Below are 19,309 nucleotides of genomic sequence, written 5' to 3'. Positions count from 1 at the left end.
TATTCATTCTGTCACCGTCTGCGTTGGGATGCGCGCCTCTTTGCTGAGTAGCTTAGAGTTTTTGGGGTTCCTAAAGCGTAAGTCTTCAAAGGCGACGGGCGTTTCACTATTGATGCGCGCCTCTTCAATTAAATAATGATAAGGTGATTTGCCGCACACAGGATCGGCGTTTTTGGCATCGCCCGTCAGCATAAACGCTTGGCAACGGCAGCCGCCATAATCGCGTTCTTTATCGGGGCAGCTTTGGCACATGTCAGGCATCCATTCATCACCGCGATACTGATTAAAGCTCGCCGAGTCATACCAGATGTCTTTTAGCGGTGTTTGCTTGACGTTCGGAAATGCTATCGGCAGCTGTCTTGCCGCATGACAGGGAAGCGCGGTGCCATCGGGCGCGACGGTCAAGAAAATCTTGCCCCAACCATCCATACACGCTTTTGGGCGCTCTTCGTAATAATCAGGGACGACAAAAATCAATTTGCACTTAATGCCCAGCTCGGCGATTTTTTTGCGGTACTCGTTGGTGATACGCTCGGCGCGCACGACTTGTTCTTTGGTCGGTAGTAGGCCTTCGATGTTTTCAAACGCCCAACCATAAAACTGGCAGATAGCCAATTCAACCGTATCCGCTTCCAGCTCTAAACACAGATCAATAATCTGGTCAATCTGATCGATATTTTGCCGATGAATCACAAAGTTAAGTACCATCGGATAGTCGTATTGTTTGACCAGACGTGACATCTCATACTTTTGCTCAAAAGCATGTTTTGAACCTGCCAAGGCATTGTTCACCGATGGATCACTGGCTTGGAAGCTGATCTGAATGTGCTGTAGGCCTGCTTCTTTTAAACTGGCAATGCGTGCTTCAGTCAGTCCCATACCTGAAGTAATGAGATTGGTATAAAAACCTTGCTTATGCGCATAAGCGACCAGCTCTTCTAGGTCTTGACGCACCAGTGGTTCACCGCCAGAAAACCCCAGCTGCACCGCGCCCATTTGCCGCGCTTGATCAAACACATCAAACCACTCCTGTGTCGTCAGCTCGTCTTTATACTGAGCATAATCAATGGGGTTTGAGCAATACGGGCATTGTAAGGGGCAGCGATAGGTCAACTCAGCGAGTAACCATAGCGGCAGTCCGACGGGTGCAGTCATACTAAATCAATCCAATGTTCACGCTGGGCGACCAGCATATATTCGATAATGTCTTGCTCGATTTCAGGCACGTCGCCAAACATGGCTTGCACCTTTTGGATAATATCAGCAACCGATGCGGTGCCATCGATATGTTGTCCAATGATACTGGCGCTGTCATTGAGTTTTATCATCCCCCTCGGGGTAGAGCAGGACATACGCGTCTTGCGCTGGCTCAAACTGAAAGCGATAGCCATGACGCCATGTGGGAACCAGAGATTGATCCAGCTCAGGTAAACTAGTAGGGATACTCATTTGAACAATCCTTTATGCCAGACATTATCTGTGGTGACGCTTTGATAAGGCGCTTGGTCATGGACATAAGCGAGGCTCAAGGCATCCAATATCGTCCACAAAATATCGAGTTTAAATTGTAATATCTCAAGCATGCGTTCTTGCTGCTCTGCCGTTTTGAATGAGTCGAGGGTAATGGTCAGGCCATGCTCAACATCACGGCGCGCTTGGCTGAGGCGCGAGCGAAAATAGGTATAGCCTTCTTCTTTGATCCAAGGATAGTGCTTGGGCCAAGACTCTAAGCGTGATTGGTGAATCTGCGGGGCAAACAGCTCGGTCAATGAGCTACTAGCGGCCTCACGCCATGAGGTACGGCGTGCAAAGTTCACATAAGCATCAACAGCAAAACGCACACCGGGTAATACCAATTCTTCCGAAATCACCTGCTCACGCGTCAGACCGACCGCTTCTGCCAGACCGAGCCACGCCTCACGTCCTCCACCATCAGGATACACGCCGTCTTGGTCAATCATGCGCTGAATCCACTCTTGCCGCACGCGCTGATCGGGACAGTTCGCCATAATCGCCGCATCTTTTAGCGGGATATTGATTTGGTAATAAAACCGATTGGCGACCCACGCTTGGATTTGCTGCTGCGTGGCGCGCCCTTCGTGCATCATGATATGAAAAGGATGGTGGATATGATAATACTGACCTTTTGCCATAATCGCTTGTTCAAACGCTTCTGGACTTAAGGCGATATTGTCTTCTGTTATTGTTGTCATAGGATTGCCTTACCGTGTGTCTTACAGTTCTATCTGCATGCCATCGAACGCCACTTCAACGCCGTGCTGTTTTAATGTCGCGGCTTGTTCTGATTGCTCGTTTAATATCGGGTTGGTGTTATTAATATGAATGAGCACTTTGCGAGCATTGTCGAGCTGATCGAGATAATGCAGTGAGCCATCGTCACCACTGATGTGCAAATGCCCCATGTCTTGGCCTGTTTTGATGCCAACGCCGCGTTCTTGCATCTCGTTGTCTGTCCATAGTGTACCGTCAATCATCACGCAATCAGACGCTTTCATGATTTGCATCACGTCGTCATCAATTTTGCCCAAGCCTGGCGCGTAGAACAGCTGCTTTTGTGTTTTTAAATCTTTCACAATCAGCGCGATATTATCGCCATCATGAGGGTCATTGCGATGCGGCGAATACGGCGGCGCTGAGCTTCTAATCACCAAAGGTGTCAGTTCTAAATTGCTATAGCCGTCAATTTGAAAGCTTTGCTTTGGGTCGATTTGATTGTACTGTAGGCCGCCATTCCAGTGCTTTAGCATGTTGAACAGCGGAAATCCTGTGCTGAGATCGTCATGCACCATGTCCGTACACCAAACAGAGATGGGGCAGCCTTCACGTAGGGTCAACAATCCCGTGGTGTGGTCAAGCTGACTGTCCATCAATACCACATCGGTGATGCCTGTGTCTCGTAATTGACGCGCTGGCTGAGCCGCTTTAAAGTCATATAGCTGCTGGCGAATGTCTGGTGAAGCGTTAAACAAAATCCAGTCAACACCATTTTCTGATATGGCGATCGAGGACTGGGTACGGGTCTTTGCTTCGATGGTGCCTTGACGTACGCCGTGGCAGTTTTCGCAGTTACAGTTCCACTGCGGAAAACCGCCGCCCGCTGCTGAGCCTAAAACGTGAATATACATAGCGCAATATTTCCAAATGTCAAAAAGTAAAAGCCCTAATCATCTAGGGCTTTTAATGTATTCAGGTCTATGAGTTTTTAGCGTGATTCAAAATACATAGTGATTTCGAAACCGATACGGATGTCTTGAAAAGCGGGTTTAGTCCACTGCATGGGATTGCTCCAAAAAGTTATTATAGGACCATCGTTGAGATGAATGAAAGTAATTATCAATGGTATTATAAGCCGACCCTGAATGTCAATTTGTTAGATGTTAACTTTCAAACTCAACACACTCTAATATTTAGACTAAAAGCGATACGTCACTCTACCGACTACATTTAAAGGCTCGCCATACGTTAATCCAAAAAATTTTCGCCAGCAAGATATTTTTGGTTGAATAAATTGTTGACGTTAAGCTGTGCTTCTTATATCTAAGAAATGTACTCGGACTGCCTTATAACCATAAACGTGTTTATCGCATCTACCGTGAGCTTGAATTAAACCTTAGAATAAAGCCTAAACGCCGTATTAAGCGAGACAAACCGCAAAAGCTTGCTGTGCCCACTTGCCTCATCGTAGGGTCTCAGGCGTGCAACCTATCTTTGGCGCTATGGCTTTGATGGCTGACCAAGTGGATGGGTAGTCGTCTTTAGTTTCAATTAGTATACAGACGGCGCGCTCTTTCATTTCAGGGGTATAGTTTCATGTTTTCATTGTCGTATTTTCTTGGAGCGTTGAGTCTCCGACAATCCCAGGGCGGTTCAATATTCAAGTCCTCACTAGGGTACTGTTATTACTATCTTAACATTCTATTAATTTATCGATCTTTAAAGTTCATAAAATCCAAGCGTCATAGAAGATAGTCAATACTAGGCCAGCAATAACTCTACAGTGACCTCAAAATAATACTCATCTTTGATAGCAATATTTACTTTGCCTTTATGGGCATGAGCGATAGCCCGAACAATAGACAATCCTAGTCCTGTCCCTGAATGTTGACTGCTTGTCTTATCATGACGATAGAATCGTTCAAACAGCTTTTCAGCTTCACTCTGCTCTAGTGGTTTGTCTAAGCGATTAGTTAGGACGATTTTTAACAATCGTTGTTTTGCGGCTAGAGCCTCTTTTTTTGAACCATCAAGGCCGATGCCTGAGGTAATGATGGTAGCTGATACTGTGATAGTACTGGCACTCGCAGCGTAATAGATGGCATTTGACATCAGATTAGCGAAGAGGCGCTGTAATAAACCCTCATCCCCTAGTACTGTTTTAAAATCGCCTGATTTCTTAAAAAACTATATTACGATCCTCGGCAATCATTTCATAATAGTCTATCAACTTTGTGATGAGACTCTCGGTATCCACATTACTAATTTGCGTGTCGCTTAATCCTTTTTGAGTTTTTGCTAAAAGCAACATATTGTTAATCATTGCTGATAGCTGCTCTAATGTGTCATGTTGATGATGTAGTTGCTCAATATATTCATCACCATCTCTTGGTTTATTCAACATGACTTGTGTTTGCATACTGAGCGTTGCAATGGGAGTACGGAGTTCGTGAGCAATGTTGTCTGAAAACCGAGATAAAGATTCAAAGTTACTCTCAAGTTTGACCATCATTGAGTTATAAGACTGTGCTAGTGATCGTAGCTCTAAAGGCATATCACTGACGGTTATTCTTTCATCCAGTCTTTCAGGGTTAATTCTTTTCATTTTTTGTACGATAGTGGCTAAAGGTGCAAACCCCAGTACACACTGAATGCAGCTACTGACACCAGTAGTAAGGTGATCGCGAATAAAAATCATACTAAGCTGACGATTAAAGTGCATGAGATAGTGGTGATGGACATCGATGGGGAGGGCAATAAGTGCCAACAACTCTTGGTGTTCGATGATGATGGCTCTGTAATTTCTATTTTTTATCTCAACCGTGAATTGTTGATCACGATAGACTTGCCACAATTGTGGCAAGCTGAAATCTGAAGGTAGGTCGTTGGCAAAGCTGGTTGGATCGCTAGATAATAGCGCACCGTTTTTATTTGCGATGACAGTCTTTAAGTCATAATCACGCTGAGAAGAATGTAGATGATTGGTGCCAGTTAATGACTGAGATTTTGAAGCTGCTGCTGACTTTGTCTGAGCATCAACATTATTGATGCTTCTGCGCAGGTTAAAAGCTGCATGCGTGAGAATCTCAGAGTCCATTTGTTCAAAGTGCCCACTAACAGAACGTTGCACCCACGCATAAATAATCACTTGAGAGATAATCACGAATACAGTGAGTAGAAAAACGGTGCGCCACAGTAGAGGCAATCGTCGATTATCTAATCGATGTTTCATATTAAATAGTGCCAGTGTCGTCAGATTGATTGCTATCAAGCGCTGTATCGATAGCCTCTAGCCGGTAGCCCATACCGCGTACAGTATGAATAAGTTTTATATCATGGTCGTCATCTATTTTTATGCGAAGGCGTCTTATCGCCACATCAATGACGTTCGTATCATTATCAAAGTTCATATCCCATACTTGAGAAGCAATAACTGAGCGTGGTAGGACTTCACCTTGGCGTTCTAATAGAAACTGTAATAAAGCGAACTCTTTCGCTGTTAGTCTAATTGCCTTATTTCCTCTATATACCGTACGCTTGGCAATATCCATCTTGAGGTCTGCTATTTGCATAGTTGTACTTTGGTAGTCGATTTGATTGGCACGTCTTAATAGACTTTTTATTCTCACTATTAGTTCTGCAAAAGCAAAAGGTTTGGTCAGATAATCATCGCCGCCAATTTCAATTCCTTTTACCTTATCGCTCAAGTCATCTTTTGCGGTTAAGAACAATACGGGTGTATGCTTACCTGCTGCTCGGTAGTTACGTACCAGCTCAAAGCCGCTAACGTCTGGTAGCATGACATCCATCAATATCACGCTAAACTCTTCTGTCATCAATGCGTGATAGCCATCTAAGCCTGTGAGCTGATGATCTACAATAAACCCAGCTTCGGTTAAGCCTTTTTTATATACTCACCAAGTTTTAGCTCATCTTCTATTAGCAATATTTTCATAGTAGCTTCTCTTACTCCTGTCCAGCTTATTTAACATAGTAAAGCATAATGCTTTTTAGATATCTAAATTTCCAAGATGACAGAATTGTAATGTTGTCGTCATGTCTCTGTCAGAATCGCTACAGTATGCTCTAAGGCAACTTAATATTCTGAAGTCCTACTGACTTCATAGCCAATCAAGGATGAGTTATGTCACTTTTTAAATCAATGCCACTGTCTCAATCAATCGTAGCAGCTGCTGTAGCCTTGGTCGTTTCAACCTCTGCACTGGCACACGATCCAAAAATGCATGCCGAAAAAGACCAAATGAATTGCGAAAAATAGCAAAGCACATGCAAATGATGAAGGAAATGGATCATAGCAAAATGGATATGAACGATCCGGCCATGAAAGCTATGATGACCAATATGAGCAAAATGAAGCAGATGTACCAAAAACATTGTATCCCCTAGCAAAAATGATTCTTAAAGATGTTTATAGCGTGTTGATGTTGTTGGACAAGGTGGTCGAGCAATAAGCGGATATGAATAAAAATGGATTTTTAGGACAGACCTATGAAGTTTTTACTAGGAATACTTTTTACCGTCTGTATCATCATGATAGGTATTTTTATTGTAATAACTAGCGGCGTGATAAATATCGGTGCTGATCAAGCCCATAGCCCCTTAGTCTATAACTTTTTAGAGACAGCACGTAGTCGTTCAATTGAACATGCCAGTAAAGATATTTTGGTGCCAGACTTACAAAAGGCAGAAATGATCAGTTCAGGTGGCGCAGATTACAAAGAGATGTGTGCTGGTTGTCACTTGTCGCCGGGAGTCGCGGGTACAGACCTGAGTAAAGGACTGTATCCACAACCACCAAATTTTACTGACGCAGATGTCGTTAAACGATACCAAAGTGAAGACGGTGCCAAAAAAGGTTTTTGGGCAATAAAACACGGCATTATGGCATCAGGTATGCCCGCATGGGGTGCTTCTCATGATGATGATAGGATGTGGGCAATGATGGCTTTTATCAGATCGCTACCGGATTTGAACAAAAACCAGTACACGATGTTAACGACTCGGCTAGATGATGAAACGCTAAATATGTCGTTTGATAGTGATATGGGCATGTCAGGTAATGAGTCTGATATGCAGCATTGAGTATTCGTGAGTATACAGTGCTGCATAGTGCTGTTCTTATGATTTAAGTTTTAAAATTTATCGGTATAACTTGGTCAATATTACGGCTTCAATGCTTATAGATTGATCGCTAGATAGGCGCTTAGGAGTGATTTTATGAGAGGCTATATCAATAGATATATAAATACAAATAGTCTTATATCAAGTCATATACTTACAAAATGGCTGTTTTACCATTATCATTAACGATAGCTGCTTGCAGTCAGCCTAATATTGCAGCTGAATCAAAGCCTGCAAATGAATCAGCCAGTGCTACGCAAAGTACATCAGAGGTGAAGCTAGAAAGCAAAACAGCACCCGCTAACGTTCATTCAAACACTCAATCAGCGGTTTTGCACAATGTTTCAGCCACTGTTTATAAAGATGCCAATTGTGGTTGTTGCAAAGAGTGGGTTAGTCATGCTGAAGGCTATGGCTTAAATGCAACTGCTCAAAATGTTGAAGATGTATCGTTATTTAAAGACCGTTATAGCGTACCCCAGCAAATGCGCTCATGCCATACCACCGTCACTACTGATGGCTACGTTTTCGAAGGTCATGTGCCTGCTAAGTATATGGCGCAGTTCTAAAAACCCGCCAAGTGATGCGATCGGACTTGCTGTACCGAGCATGCCAGTCGGTAGCCCAGGTATGGAATACCAAGATAAATTTATGCCCTATAAAGTGATGCAGCTTAACAAAGATGGCTCAACAGCTATTTATGCAACTATTGACACACCGCAGCAGCAAATCTAGCTTGGTTATCGTTTAAATAGCTTATAAAGCTCTATTAATAAGCGGCCAAAGGCATAGACTTCGCTGATAAATATAGACTCAACTCTCACTTTATGGATATAAATCAGGTGAATAATTATGAATAAAACTATGCTTAACCGCAGGCGTTTTTTGACAGGATCTTCTACCTTGTTAGGGGCATCCATGTTGTCCACACTGCCGTCTATTGCCAATAGTGCGCTCGGTAAAGGTCAACAAAACGTCGCCGTCAATAGTGACAAAGCCGACCATATCGTACCCATCTTAACCGGTAATGAGTTTGACCTTTATGTCAGTAAAAAGCCGATTACCGTCAATGGCAAGTCGAGTATAGCGACACTGATTAATGACTCGCTACCAGCGCCAACGCTAAAGATGCAAGAGGGCGAGACTGTCACCATCCGTGTCCATAATCAGATGAATGAGTCGACCTCTATTCACTGGCATGGTCTGCTCGTACCTTTTGAGATGGATGGCGTACCAGGCATCAGCTTCGATGGTATTCCCGCGAACAGTACCTTTACTTATAAATTCAAACTTAAACAATCAGGCACCTATTGGTATCACTCACACAGTGGCTTTCAAGAACAAACTGGTATGCGTGGTGCTATTGTCATTGAGCCAAAAGGCCGTGAGCGTCACCCAGTCGCAGAAGACCATGTTATCTTATTAAGTGATTGGACACACCGTGACCCACATAATTTACTCAAGCTATTAAAACAACGTGCAGATTTTGACAATTATCATTTACCAGATTTTAAGAAGCTATTGTCTGATATTGCAGCTACAGACCTAGAAGCGGCTTATGATAAGCGCAAAATGTGGAATCAGATGCGCATGATGCCCACAGATTTTACCGATCTATCTGGTGAAAAGACCTTTACGTACCTGATGAATGGTAAGACGACAGCCGCCAATTGGACGCAGTTAGTGAAAGCAGGACAGCCTGTTAAACTGCGCTTTATCAATGCCTCAGCACAAACCATCTTTGATGTGCGCATACCAGGTCTCAAAATGACTGTAGTGGCAACCGATGGTATTGATGTCGCACCCGTTGCAATTGATGATTTCCGCATTGGCGTGGCTGAGACCTATGATGTCATCGTCACGCCTACTCAAGATGCACATACGATATTTGCCCAAAATATCGATCGTTCAGGCTTATGTCGCGACCACGCTTGCGACCAAGAAAGGCGCTCGTCCTGCGATACCTGCGATGGACAAGGTTGAATGGCTGACCATGGCTGATATGATGGGTGCGATGGGTGACAAAGGCTACAAAGCAAAGCATGCCAAGACCGAATATGACTTTAAATCTGATATGCGTGTCGACAGTCCACGTATGAACCTTGATGACCCAGGTATCAACCTGCGTAATATTGACAGAGAGGTTTTGAATTACAGTCAGCTGCGCTCTGTCGATGAGGCAATATTTGCGGAGCAGCGCAAGCCTACCCGAGAGATCGAGCTACATTTAACGGGTAACATGGAGCGTTATATCTGGGCATTAGATGGGGTTATGTTTAAAGATGCAACGCCTGTAAATATTAAGCCTAATGAGCGTGTACGCATTACTTTAGTGAATGATACGATGATGAATCATCCTATGCATTTGCATGGAATGTGGAGTGACTTACGAACGCCATCCGGAGACTTTCAGGTACGTAAACACACGATTGTGGTTCAACCAGCGCAAAAGATTAGCTTTGATGTGACGGGTGAAGTTGGACGATGGGCTTGGCATTGCCATCTGCTTTATCACATGGAAGCCGGCATGTTCAGAGAAGTTGCCGTTGTTTAATAAACCTTCGAATATGAGCCTTATTATGAGAATATATAAAGTAGGTCTACCGTTTATTGGCATGTCGTCTTTGATGTTATTAATGTCACCGTTAGCAAATGCTGCTGAGATGCCGAGCATGGATCACAGCGGTATGGACATGTCTGATATGGATCACAGCGGTATGGACATGTCTGATATGGATCACAGCGGTATGGACATGTCTGATATGGATCACAGCGGTATGGATATGTCTGGTATGGATCACAGCGGTATGGACATGTCTGGCATGGATCACAGCAGTATGGATATGTCTGGCATGGATCATAGCAGTATGAACATGTCTGGCATGCAGGGTGGTGAACCACCAGCCGATGCTCGTAGTCCAGACTATTCAAATGGGGTTCCCCTACGGGCAGTATGGTAAGCCAATGATGATGGGCAGCATGCCGTTATGGGGAGTGTCAGTAGACGACTTGGGCTATCAGTTTGATGACGATCAAATCAACTTCGAAGCGACGGGTTGGTACGGTACGGATAGTAATCGTATAAGGCTACGTACCGAAGGTAGTGCTCAGACCAAAGATGATAAAGAAATCGATAGCTTGAGCTCGCTCGCTTATTGGAAACCACTGAGTATCTTTTGGAACGGTGAGGCCGGTGTCGCTTACGATACTGAAAACGACAAATCTGCAGTGATGGCAGGTATTGTCGGTACCGCGCCATATTTTATCGAAACGGACGCTAGGGCGTACTTATATACCGATGGTCAGATTCGTCTTGATTTGGGCGCAGAATACGAGTAGCGTTTGGATCAGCATTGGGTAGTTATACCGGAGGTGGGGTTGACTGCCTTTAGTAAAGATGACCATGATAATGACATTACCAAGGGCTTTAATGAGATGGAAACTGAGGTCAGGCTTACTTATGAGACATTCAGTCGCCAACTCGCGCCTTACATCGGTATGAGTTATGAGACAGCGCTTGGCAAGGCTCGTGGTCAACGACGTCAACATAATGAACCGGTTGATAGCAGTAGTTTGACAACGGGGGTTAAATTCTGGTTTTAATATTATTAAAATAATAGGAGATATACTATGAATGCTTCAGATCAAAACAACATGAATCATCAACAGGGCATGAACCCTTATGTAAAGTTCACTCTGATGATTGTGACGTCTACGATTGTGATGTATATCATGATGTACTTCAATACCTACCAGTGGGATCACATTTACTTTAGTGAAACCAGGGCTTATATGGCGCTCTACATGGGTGCCGGTATGGCAGTCGTCATGTTGGCATTTATGACTAATATGTATAAGAAGACCAAGATTAACTTGATGATTTACGGTCTGAGCGTATTGATGTTTGCTGTCGGCATTTGGGGCGTGAGATCGCAAGCAACGGTTAATCAAGTCGATTGGATGCAGGCCATGATACCGCATCACTCGATTGCTATTCTCACCAGTAGTCGTGCTGATATTGAAGATCCGCGTGTGCAGCAGCTTGCTGACGATATTATAAAAGCACAAAAGCGTGAAATTGATGAAATGAAGCAGTTGATTGATGAGCTGGAATAAAGGGTATTGATATCGCTGTTTGAACCTTTACACATTGAGCGGCTTTAACCAGTAACTCGCACTGATTGCGATGTACCTGCTGACAGCTGATATGACGACCCAGCCAGTCATAGTAGCTTGAGGGTTTAACCTGTAGTACGCGGCACATGCTACTAATGCTAAAGACTTGTTGGTTGTCTTTGATAAAGGCGTACTTGACTAGCTGTCACTGCGGACATAGCCCTTCGCCTTGCGTCACTAAAACAGTCTCCCAGACTGTTTCTTAACGTTCCTCATTGGCGAAGTACGCCGTCGCCTCATTCGAGCATAGCTCTCATCTTGCGTCAGGGCGAAGCGGTGCTTCGCTTTATCCCTTCTCATTTAGAATGTCTCGCTCTTCTTGAGCAACTTTGAGATCACGTTTAAGACGTTTATTCTCTTCTAGTATAGCCATAAGCTCAGGATCATATTCTTTAGTACCGATTAGCTTGCCTTTATTAGCTTTATTATGCCAATTAGTTAAGGTCTGCATGGCGATGCCGAGCTGCTTTGCAGTGGCTGAGATATTGCCGTTGTTGTCTGCTATCTTTTAACAGCTTCGGCTTTAAATTCGTCACTGTAGGTTCTTACTTTCTTGGTCATGATAAACTCCGGTTAATACGCTTAGTTTACCAGGTTTATCTCTACGGTTTCTTCAGCATAGCTCATAATAAACTTTTAAGCGCATCTTTACCGCTGTCTCAATATATCCTTACGCCTCAGCTGATCTGCAAACTTCTAATACATCCATTGGCTTGATATCAGTTATAGGCATGGTGCCAAGGTATGCATTTAGCCGTTTCATCTGCCTATAGTTATTTTTTGATAGTGGGGGGGCGATATGAGTCTTGCGGCTCATGTACTCTTCAGCAACCATAGCGAATGTATTTTTAGACTCAAGCAATTGCTTGCGCTCTTCATCTCTTTTGATATCGCGTGGATCATCACCGTTAGCAAGATGATACTTAATATCAGTCCGCATCTGTCTTGCAGTTGCTAAAGTGATCTCTGGGTATTGACCTAGTGTTACTGTGACACGCTTTCTTGTGATAGGTGTCGTATAGTCAATGCGCCATGCTTTTGTGCCGGCCTTACTGATATGTAAATAAAGACCACCGCCATCGTTTAAGGTATAGGGTTTATCCAAAGGCTTAGCCTTATCGACTTGAGTATTGGTAAGGGGCTTGACAGTTTTTTACCATTTTTACAGTAAGCAGGGGGTAATTATGGGTATATAAAGCAAGGTTTGGACAATAAAAAACCCCTAAAAGCCTTGTTGGAGGGGCGTTAAGGGGTATTTTAGTATATTCATGTGGTGCGCCCACAGGGACTCGAACCCCGATCGATCGCTTAGGAGGCAACTGCTCTATCCTGTTGAGCTATAGGCGCATTATGGGGTGACATTGTAGGAAAAAGCAGTCATAAAAGCAATCAACAAAAGACAAATAGAGGCAATTTGTCATTTATCTCCATTGCTAAGAGCATCAGCGACATCTACTGGATTATCGCCTGATGCTTTTTTTGCCCGTGATGTTGGTTGAAACAAGTCGTTTACGCTATTCTCATAACCATTAATATTATAATAATCGTATTTCTCTAAAATACCTTGGCCCGTACTTGAGAGTAAGAAGTTGCGAAAACTAACGGCAACCGTACGGTCTGTCAAAATAACGCCTTCGAGTTCTTGCTTATCTTTCAAGGCATAATTAAAGGAGGTTAGTGTACGTGCCTCTTTATTATCGTTCTCGGTAGCTGCCTGTTCACTATTAGCATTTTCACTATCAGTATTTTCGCTATCGGTTTCATCCTCTGTAATAACTGTATTGGCGTTTGCCTTACTCTGGTTATCTTGGTGTTGAGACGCTGTCAGCTTTGCTTGTAGTTGCGCGAGACGTTCTGCCGATAGCCTATCATTTGCGATAATGATGTCTGTATTAAAAGCGGCGTCGCTGTCATTGTTAGCATTGATATCATTATCTAATAAGGTTAAAAGTGTGTTTGGTGCCACATAGCTTGCTAACACTTGAATATGAGGATAACGAGATTCAAAACTGACAATGATATCGTCCAATGGCACTTGCAGGCTTTTTGCTGCACGGACATACAGGATGCTATCAGGCACAGTTTTGGCAGTCTCATCGCCTTTGGCAGCGGCAGATTCATTCTCACTTGCCATGATAGGTAGCGGATCTATACTTTTACGATTGTGGGTCCACAACCATGCAATCAGAGCGATAAAAATTGCTAGCAGCAATAAAATTAGCCCAGCCAGTAGCAGCTTGTAGTCTTTCATATATTACCGCTCTTTTATTAATGGATTCAGTTCAAAATTTACATAAGACACTATAGGTGATATATGGCTTGCGTCAAAGCTTTTGATCGAGTACTTCATTGGTTAACTCAGTCAGCATCTCTGCAAACACATCTGTATTCACAAAAGAAGACATAGACGCTGGGGTTTTATTCTCAGTACGGTTATGACCGGGCGATGCAGGCTGGCTATCAATCGCTTTTGTATAAGCTGTCGCTTGATGTGCAGCCAATGGCGACTGACCGATCATAAGCTTGTCTTTTAGCCATTTAAACCCATGCGCCTCCCACCACGCTTCAAAACGCGATAAGGTGCTACCACGCACTGCAATAGGCAAATCTAATGTACGTAATTTTTGTGCCAATACAGGATCGCTGATGGCTTGGTGAATGCTCAGATAAAGGGAGCTACTATCGTCAGTATAAGGACGTCTGTTTTGCCATGATTTATCATCGATTTTCATACGCGGTAATTGCCATAGCTCACCACGATAGTAAACAACGTATAAACGTTGTTTCGGATGAACAAAGACGGCATCAATAGGACGCAAAGGCATAATGTTAAATCATCTCGTGATAATGGATATTAGGTCTAGATAAGGTATAGAAAATAACTTAAAAGAGCGGCAATGTATATTTTATTATCATAATTATAAGCAGTGCCACAAAACGACATTAGATGTCGCAAGATAGTATAATGCTGATATCTATACTGGTAAACATCGAATATCAGTGGCACACTGACAGAGCATATACGTGGCTTATAAAAGCGTATTGTACATCATATAATGCTAGCAGAAATGCATTACAGTGACGACTGCCAAAGATGTATTGATGAGTATCAATTCAGGCTTCATTGCTACTTTCTGTGGCACTTTTATTACAAGCGTAGTGATTGACAGGTTAGCTGTAACCAACAGTAGCCCTCAGCGCTTACGCTTACGCTTATTCTAATCAGATTATTGTCTATGTTTACTATCATTCAGTCACATCGTACCGAAAATCTCGTTGACCAGCTACTGGTGCAATATCAGTCAAAGAGTCAGAACATTTTTGAACCTTTTATTGTTATTGTACCGTCAATGGTATTGGGCGACTGGTTGGATAAAACCATTGCTAGCCGTGCTGGTATCAGTACATTGGTACGTACCAAATTTTGGGGTCAGTATCAGTGGACACTCATGCAGGATGTGCTAACTCGCCATAATGCCTATTTGTTAGAGGTTAATCCTGAAGCAGCAACCTTGAATGTACCTGAAGTTGCCGTGCTGTCGCCAACGGTGATGCAGTGGCGCCTGTTCGGCTACCTAACTTACTATCAAGCGTTGATTGTCAATGATGACACGCATCCTGTGAACCCATTGTTGGCATCTTTGATTGACGAGCCGCAAGAAGGGGGTCGAGCAAGATAAGGCGCAACAAGACGCGCGCATTTGGCAGCTGGCAAGTGACTTGGCAAGGGTGTTTAACCGTTACTTGACTCATCGTGAGGGACTGGCTGGCGCTATGGTCGGATAACAAGCCACTTGATGTAGACAAGCTGATCGCAGATAAAGATGCGTTGTCCCTACGGTTTGATCAGTATGCACGCGGTACGCCTGAATGGTTAGTGGCGCACTATGTAGAGCTTGAGATTGCGCAGCGCTTTTTGTGGTCGCATCTATTTGCGGATGTACATCAGCACCGCGTGGCCATTGAGAATACTTTTGGTCAGCCTTAAAAGATAACAAAGCAAATGAACGTGAGCAGTTGCCCAAAGTATTGCGTATTTTTACCATTCAGCAATTGCCACAGACTGAGCTTGATTTTTTGCAGCGCTTGTCAAAATATATGGACATCACGTTACTACACTACAATCCCTCAAAGTTATTTTGGGCAGATATTGTTGATAAAGCGTGGCTACAGCGTCAGCAGATTATTAATCCCAAAGCGTGTTTTTACGTGATTACGGGCACAGTTTGCTGTCGCGTTTAGGCAAGCAGTCTCGTGATACTTTTGCCATGTTGGCCAATTTGTCAGGTAATGAGCAATACCAAGAGGCGCTGGTGGAGTGGCAAGATAACTTTAGTGATAGGTTTGATGATGAAACTGGTAGCGTCATCGATGGCAGTGCCAGTAACAGTGATGATGATAGGTTGCAAGCAGTAGAAAACGGCCCAAGTTTATTGCACCGTTTGCAAAACGATGTGTTGATGCTTGACGAGCAATCAACCCAACAAGCAACAGCCGCAAAAGTTTCAGAAGCTGTTAGCAATCAGATAGCATTGGACTTTGAGCAAGAAACGTCATGGTACGACGATGAGGTACTAGAGAATAAGCGCTTTGAAAAAGACCGTTTTTGGGCTATCTCTTCTCAAGATAATAGCCTAAGCATTCATTCTTGTCATAATTTACAGCGCCAACTTGAAGTACTGCGCATTATGATTGGACGCTGGCTCAATGAGCCCATCAAATCTGGTGAGAAAAAACGCCATATATCAGACATTGTGGTGTTGCTACCTGATGTTGAGCGTCATCATGCGCTAATTAGCTCTATTTTCGTCAATGGTGGGGGACAAGATGGCCTGACCTTGCCTGCGAAGGTGACTGGTGTTGTCGATGCTGATATTCGCCAGTTATGGGAAGCGATTATTGGGTTTTATAAGCTGCTTGGCAGTCATAGCGCTCGTTTTGAAGCGGCTGAGGTGTTGGACTGGCTGATGCTGCCACCCTTATTTGAGAGTTTTGGGTTGACCCATGAGCAAATGAGCCGTGGTTGTGATTTGTTGGTGGAAGCTGGATTTATCCGCGGGTTTGATGAGCTGCATCTAAAGCAGACCCTAGACGTCAACGACTATGATTATCGCTTTAGCTTCGCACAAGCGTTAGACAGACTGACTTTGGGATTAATTATGCCAGAGGCGGGTCTGAGTGATTGTTTATACCCTTTGCATGAAGATGAATGGCCAAGTACAGCTGTACCTGAGATGAGCTTACCACTCGCGCAAGTGAGTCTAAATGACGCCATGATTGTAGAAGCGCTTTGCCGTATTTATACTGGTCTGGTGGCACGACGTGATGACCATACACAAAAAATGAAAGCGGAAGATTGGCTAGATCAGATTGAGACCCAAGTGATTCATCGATACTTTGGCGATGTCGATCAAACGCGTACGATGCGCGCTATTTATAATGCGATGAATGGCTTTAAATCAAGCTTACGTGCCAATCGTCATTATAGACAATATTCTAGTGGTGATAGCAGTAGGGTAGAGGGTGGAGCAAAGGCTGGCAGGGGTCGAGCAATTACCGCTCAAGCTGAGCTTTATGCTAGACAGTATCGAAGCTGAGCTTGAAAGCCAGCAAGTCAGTGCTGAGCCGACAGGCGTGATTACTTTGGTCGATTTGGTGCACTACGGAACGTCCCTTTTGAGCTGGTGGTCATGCTCAATATGGATCTCTGAGTTTCCTGGACGCGACCGAGACAACCGATATGATTTGATGAAAGCGACCAATTCACGGCGCGGTGATAGAGTCAGCGAGGACGATGATAATGGGGCATTTTGGATGCGCTACTATGTGCGCGTAGTGCATGCTGGATATTCTACAATGGTCAAAGCTTGACTGACACTCACGAGCATCTGCCAGCGAATCCTGTGAGTGAATTATTACAGTTTTTGCAAGGGTGAGGTGCAGTGGCAGGTCAACTCGCTTGATACTTTGCCTGAAAGTATTGATTCAACGGCAGAAAGCCTTAAGCGTTATTTACCAAAGCTCATAAAGCAATGGCTGGTCACTGAGCATCCAGCACTACCTTTTCACAAGAGCTTGTTTGAAGCAGATATTGAAGGAGCTTCTGAGCAAAAGGCTGATACGTCCAATATCAATGTTGATCCTAGCAATACGTCTGATGATGTTAGCGATAGTAACCCTGATACTGCTGTAGCCGATGAGCTAGATAGGTTGCTAAATAAAGCCATGCGCAAAACCAAGCTGGCTCAGAAAAACAATTTCCTCCGGCGCCGCTATGGCAGGCTGTTTTTGAGACACTACAGAAAAGAAGAGCTAGCGAGCTTCCACAACTGATTGACTTACCCACAAAAACACAGTACGAAGCCATTGCTCAAATGCTGGGTCATCGCTTGGGTGGACTGGGGAACATAAATCATCAAATCGTGTCTACATTAGCCAATATGCTGGGACTCGATACTACTGCTGCTAATGATATGAACGATAGGACTCAGGCGCTCACCCGAATGGTGCGTGATACCGTATTTAATATTGGCGGATAGATATTGAGGGTATGCTGGTGTATCAAGTGCGCCATCCTGCCAAAGCGTTTTTACGGTCTCCAAAAAGTGCATGTGGTACAAGGTGAGGAAGCGATGACGCATCAAGAGCCATTGTTTTTGGATCACCCTGACAACTTATCAGATTAAAGATCATTTGATTAAAGGGCTGGCCGCCGATAAGCGTACTGACAATACGGTCCAGCAAGATAGCTCAACGTTGATGTATCAAAAATCATACCAGCAGGGGTAGCACGCCAAACCACGTTGCCCAATCAGCAACAACAATTACAGCAGCAGTGCCTAGAGTTTGAAGAGCAGTTGATCACTAATGGTTTTGGTGAATGTGTCGTACCTAATGCAGGTAGAACAGAGGACATGCCAGCTTTGCATTTACTGACACCCACCGCAGAGCACCCCGTTCAGATAGAGCTGGCAGCTATACTTAATCGTGTAAATAGCGACGCAAACAGTCAAATAGACACAGACGCATGGCTAAAAATCCTACCCAAATCTATCAAAATAAAAGGCCTAGTGCCGCTGTTAACGCCAAGGCTATCACCAATATCAGTATCATCAGATAACGATGATAAAAACGCTCATATTCAGGCAGGCATGACCTATGCCGAGCAATCACCTAAGCAATGGTTAAATATACTGCCTAATTCTGCCAGTCCAAAACATCTCCTTAAGTTTTGGTTGTCCCATCTATACTGGCAAGTAGCCAGATGCACCACGGCTGAGCAAGTGGCAGCAAATGATGGCGTGAGTATTTGGCGCTTTAATAAATCCAGCTCAAAAGTAGATGCCTACAAAAATGTCATCGCATTTAAGCTAAGCCCAATCGTCTATGAAGATGCAGTGATAGAACTGATGAAATGGGCGATTTTTGGCAATCTATCGGGTCAAACCCCATCACATTACTGCCTGAGTATGCGCTCAATTATCTGGCTAAGTGCTCAAAATCGCAAGCAGATGATAATGAAAATAGCAATTATTGGCCAAAACGGGCAGACTTCTCAGATTGGCTAAGACCTAATTATAACTCAGACACGGTATACGATACTTGCTCTCAGCATGCTATTTGGCAATATGTACTGCGTGACCAAGATGCCTTTAGAGCCTTATCAGCAGCGTTGACCACCTTGGCGCAACCACTGTATAGGCCGATGTTTACCGCATTAGATGGGTTAGACAATTAGCTATAGTCGAACCACTAT

Annotated in this window: 17 protein-coding genes, 1 tRNA gene and 8 pseudogenes; 14 read left to right on the top strand and 12 right to left on the bottom strand. The window is 43.9% G+C overall.

Annotated elements, in window-relative coordinates; translation table 11 throughout:
• Positions 1 to 3: 3 nt before the first annotated feature.
• From pqqE to pqqA, 5 genes and pseudogenes are all read right to left on the bottom strand, one after another.
• A complete protein-coding gene (gene pqqE / locus PKHYL_RS08760; RefSeq protein ID WP_071001526.1) occupies positions 4 to 1,155 on the bottom strand; it encodes a pyrroloquinoline quinone biosynthesis protein PqqE in 1,152 nt (383 codons plus the stop codon).
• Positions 1,152 to 1,449, bottom strand: a pseudogene (pqqD, locus tag PKHYL_RS08755) (pyrroloquinoline quinone biosynthesis peptide chaperone PqqD). Before pqqD ends, pqqE begins: the two are co-directional and overlap by 4 nt.
• Positions 1,446 to 2,213 carry a pyrroloquinoline-quinone synthase PqqC gene (gene pqqC / locus PKHYL_RS08750; RefSeq protein WP_290127425.1) on the bottom strand — a complete coding sequence of 256 codons (768 nt, stop codon included), beginning with the start codon at positions 2,211 to 2,213 and terminating at the stop codon, positions 1,446 to 1,448. Before pqqC ends, pqqD begins: the two are co-directional and overlap by 4 nt.
• A 21-nt stretch (positions 2,214 to 2,234) precedes the next feature.
• Complete coding sequence (gene pqqB, locus PKHYL_RS08745; RefSeq protein ID WP_071001528.1) at positions 2,235 to 3,146, bottom strand: pyrroloquinoline quinone biosynthesis protein PqqB; 912 nt, start codon at positions 3,144 to 3,146, stop codon at positions 2,235 to 2,237.
• 77 nt (positions 3,147 to 3,223) lie between these two features.
• A complete protein-coding gene (pqqA, locus tag PKHYL_RS08740; RefSeq protein WP_143007430.1) occupies positions 3,224 to 3,298 on the bottom strand; it encodes a pyrroloquinoline quinone precursor peptide PqqA in 75 nt (24 codons plus the stop codon).
• Between the two features lie 245 nt (positions 3,299 to 3,543).
• Here pqqA and PKHYL_RS08735 point away from each other — a divergent pair.
• Positions 3,544 to 3,690 (top strand): annotated as a pseudogene (locus PKHYL_RS08735) (IS3-like element ISPar2 family transposase); the annotation flags it as partial.
• Positions 3,691 to 3,996: 306 nt separating this feature from the next.
• On the opposite strand, the pseudogene PKHYL_RS08725 reads toward PKHYL_RS08735, so the two are convergent.
• Positions 3,997 to 5,467, bottom strand: a pseudogene (locus PKHYL_RS08725) (ATP-binding protein).
• Between the two features lies 1 nt (position 5,468).
• Positions 5,469 to 6,190 (bottom strand): annotated as a pseudogene (locus PKHYL_RS08720) (heavy metal response regulator transcription factor).
• A 189-nt stretch (positions 6,191 to 6,379) separates the two neighbouring features.
• On the opposite strand from PKHYL_RS08720, the gene PKHYL_RS17510 reads away from it, so the two are divergent.
• From PKHYL_RS17510 to PKHYL_RS08690, 8 genes and pseudogenes are all read left to right on the top strand, one after another.
• Positions 6,380 to 6,514, top strand: a complete 135-nt coding sequence (locus PKHYL_RS17510; protein ID WP_269778133.1) for a hypothetical protein — start codon at positions 6,380 to 6,382, stop codon at positions 6,512 to 6,514.
• Between the two features lie 230 nt (positions 6,515 to 6,744).
• On the top strand, positions 6,745 to 7,338 hold the full coding sequence (locus PKHYL_RS08715; protein ID WP_071001532.1) for a c-type cytochrome: 594 nt from the start codon (positions 6,745 to 6,747) through the stop codon (positions 7,336 to 7,338).
• A gap of 200 nt (positions 7,339 to 7,538) precedes the next feature.
• Positions 7,539 to 8,112 (top strand): annotated as a pseudogene (locus PKHYL_RS08710) (DUF411 domain-containing protein).
• 117 nt (positions 8,113 to 8,229) lie between these two features.
• Positions 8,230 to 9,360, top strand: coding sequence for a multicopper oxidase domain-containing protein (locus tag PKHYL_RS08705; RefSeq protein WP_269778132.1), 1,131 nt, complete (start codon positions 8,230 to 8,232; stop codon positions 9,358 to 9,360).
• The gene (locus PKHYL_RS17505) at positions 9,266 to 9,931 is read left to right on the top strand and encodes a multicopper oxidase domain-containing protein (protein ID WP_269778131.1); all 666 of its coding nucleotides are present in this window, start codon (positions 9,266 to 9,268) and stop codon (positions 9,929 to 9,931) included. Before PKHYL_RS08705 ends, PKHYL_RS17505 begins: the two co-directional genes overlap by 95 nt.
• A 25-nt stretch (positions 9,932 to 9,956) precedes the next feature.
• A complete protein-coding gene (locus PKHYL_RS17500) occupies positions 9,957 to 10,337 on the top strand; it encodes a hypothetical protein (RefSeq protein WP_269778130.1) in 381 nt (126 codons plus the stop codon).
• A pseudogene (locus tag PKHYL_RS08695) lies at positions 10,285 to 10,980 on the top strand (copper resistance protein B). The gene PKHYL_RS17500 and the pseudogene PKHYL_RS08695 overlap by 53 nt, the downstream one beginning before the upstream one ends.
• A gap of 27 nt (positions 10,981 to 11,007) precedes the next feature.
• Positions 11,008 to 11,493 carry a DUF305 domain-containing protein gene (locus PKHYL_RS08690; protein ID WP_058025818.1) on the top strand — a complete coding sequence of 162 codons (486 nt, stop codon included), beginning with the start codon at positions 11,008 to 11,010 and terminating at the stop codon, positions 11,491 to 11,493.
• On the opposite strand, the pseudogene PKHYL_RS18785 reads toward PKHYL_RS08690, so the two are convergent.
• The 5 genes and pseudogenes from PKHYL_RS18785 to PKHYL_RS08660 all read right to left on the bottom strand — a co-directional run.
• Positions 11,474 to 12,114, bottom strand: a pseudogene (locus tag PKHYL_RS18785) (transposase); the annotation flags it as partial. The gene PKHYL_RS08690 and the pseudogene PKHYL_RS18785 sit on opposite strands and share 20 nt — an antisense overlap.
• Positions 12,115 to 12,223: 109 nt before the next feature.
• Positions 12,224 to 12,658 carry a tyrosine-type recombinase/integrase gene (locus PKHYL_RS08675; protein ID WP_240364944.1) on the bottom strand — a complete coding sequence of 145 codons (435 nt, stop codon included), beginning with the start codon at positions 12,656 to 12,658 and terminating at the stop codon, positions 12,224 to 12,226.
• Between the two features lie 166 nt (positions 12,659 to 12,824).
• Positions 12,825 to 12,900, bottom strand: a tRNA-Arg gene (locus tag PKHYL_RS08670).
• Between the two features lie 70 nt (positions 12,901 to 12,970).
• Positions 12,971 to 13,804, bottom strand: coding sequence for a hypothetical protein (locus PKHYL_RS08665; RefSeq protein ID WP_071001537.1), 834 nt, complete (start codon positions 13,802 to 13,804; stop codon positions 12,971 to 12,973).
• A gap of 73 nt (positions 13,805 to 13,877) precedes the next feature.
• Positions 13,878 to 14,378, bottom strand: coding sequence for a hypothetical protein (locus PKHYL_RS08660; protein ID WP_071001538.1), 501 nt, complete (start codon positions 14,376 to 14,378; stop codon positions 13,878 to 13,880).
• A gap of 411 nt (positions 14,379 to 14,789) precedes the next feature.
• Between PKHYL_RS08660 and PKHYL_RS08655 the strand changes: the two genes are divergently transcribed.
• From PKHYL_RS08655 to PKHYL_RS18780, 5 genes and pseudogenes are all read left to right on the top strand, one after another.
• Complete coding sequence (locus PKHYL_RS08655) at positions 14,790 to 15,233, top strand: exodeoxyribonuclease V subunit gamma (protein ID WP_240364943.1); 444 nt, start codon at positions 14,790 to 14,792, stop codon at positions 15,231 to 15,233.
• A complete protein-coding gene (locus PKHYL_RS08650; protein WP_240366568.1) occupies positions 15,199 to 15,339 on the top strand; it encodes a hypothetical protein in 141 nt (46 codons plus the stop codon). Before PKHYL_RS08655 ends, PKHYL_RS08650 begins: the two co-directional genes overlap by 35 nt.
• On the top strand, positions 15,308 to 15,541 hold the full coding sequence (locus tag PKHYL_RS08645; protein ID WP_240364942.1) for a hypothetical protein: 234 nt from the start codon (positions 15,308 to 15,310) through the stop codon (positions 15,539 to 15,541). The genes PKHYL_RS08650 and PKHYL_RS08645 overlap by 32 nt, the downstream gene beginning before the upstream one ends.
• A 29-nt stretch (positions 15,542 to 15,570) precedes the next feature.
• Entirely contained in the window at positions 15,571 to 15,795 is a 225-nt protein-coding gene (locus tag PKHYL_RS17495; protein ID WP_269778129.1) for an exodeoxyribonuclease V subunit gamma, read from the top strand.
• Positions 15,796 to 15,971: 176 nt separating this feature from the next.
• Positions 15,972 to 19,291, top strand: a pseudogene (locus PKHYL_RS18780) (hypothetical protein); the annotation flags it as partial.
• Between the last annotated feature and the right edge of the window lie 18 nt (positions 19,292 to 19,309).

Source organism: Psychrobacter sp. KH172YL61 (assembly GCF_007182895.1).
GTDB classification, from domain to species: domain Bacteria; phylum Pseudomonadota; class Gammaproteobacteria; order Pseudomonadales; family Moraxellaceae; genus Psychrobacter; species Psychrobacter pacificensis.
This window is presented reverse-complemented; position numbering and strand designations above follow the sequence as displayed.

Coding starts and splice junctions, on each gene's coding strand:
- pqqE (WP_071001526.1), bottom strand. CDS start 1,155: ATGACTGCACCCGTCGGACTGCCGCTATGGTTACTCGCTGAGTTGACC.
- pqqC (WP_290127425.1), bottom strand. CDS start 2,213: ATGACAACAATAACAGAAGACAATATCGCCTTAAGTCCAGAAGCGTTT.
- pqqB (WP_071001528.1), bottom strand. CDS start 3,146: ATGTATATTCACGTTTTAGGCTCAGCAGCGGGCGGCGGTTTTCCGCAG.
- PKHYL_RS17510 (WP_269778133.1), top strand. CDS start 6,380: ATGTCACTTTTTAAATCAATGCCACTGTCTCAATCAATCGTAGCAGCT.
- PKHYL_RS08715 (WP_071001532.1), top strand. CDS start 6,745: ATGAAGTTTTTACTAGGAATACTTTTTACCGTCTGTATCATCATGATA.
- PKHYL_RS08705 (WP_269778132.1), top strand. CDS start 8,230: ATGAATAAAACTATGCTTAACCGCAGGCGTTTTTTGACAGGATCTTCT.
- PKHYL_RS17500 (WP_269778130.1), top strand. CDS start 9,957: ATGAGAATATATAAAGTAGGTCTACCGTTTATTGGCATGTCGTCTTTG.
- PKHYL_RS08690 (WP_058025818.1), top strand. CDS start 11,008: ATGAATGCTTCAGATCAAAACAACATGAATCATCAACAGGGCATGAAC.
- PKHYL_RS08665 (WP_071001537.1), bottom strand. CDS start 13,804: ATGAAAGACTACAAGCTGCTACTGGCTGGGCTAATTTTATTGCTGCTA.
- PKHYL_RS08660 (WP_071001538.1), bottom strand. CDS start 14,378: ATGCCTTTGCGTCCTATTGATGCCGTCTTTGTTCATCCGAAACAACGT.
- PKHYL_RS08655 (WP_240364943.1), top strand. CDS start 14,790: ATGTTTACTATCATTCAGTCACATCGTACCGAAAATCTCGTTGACCAG.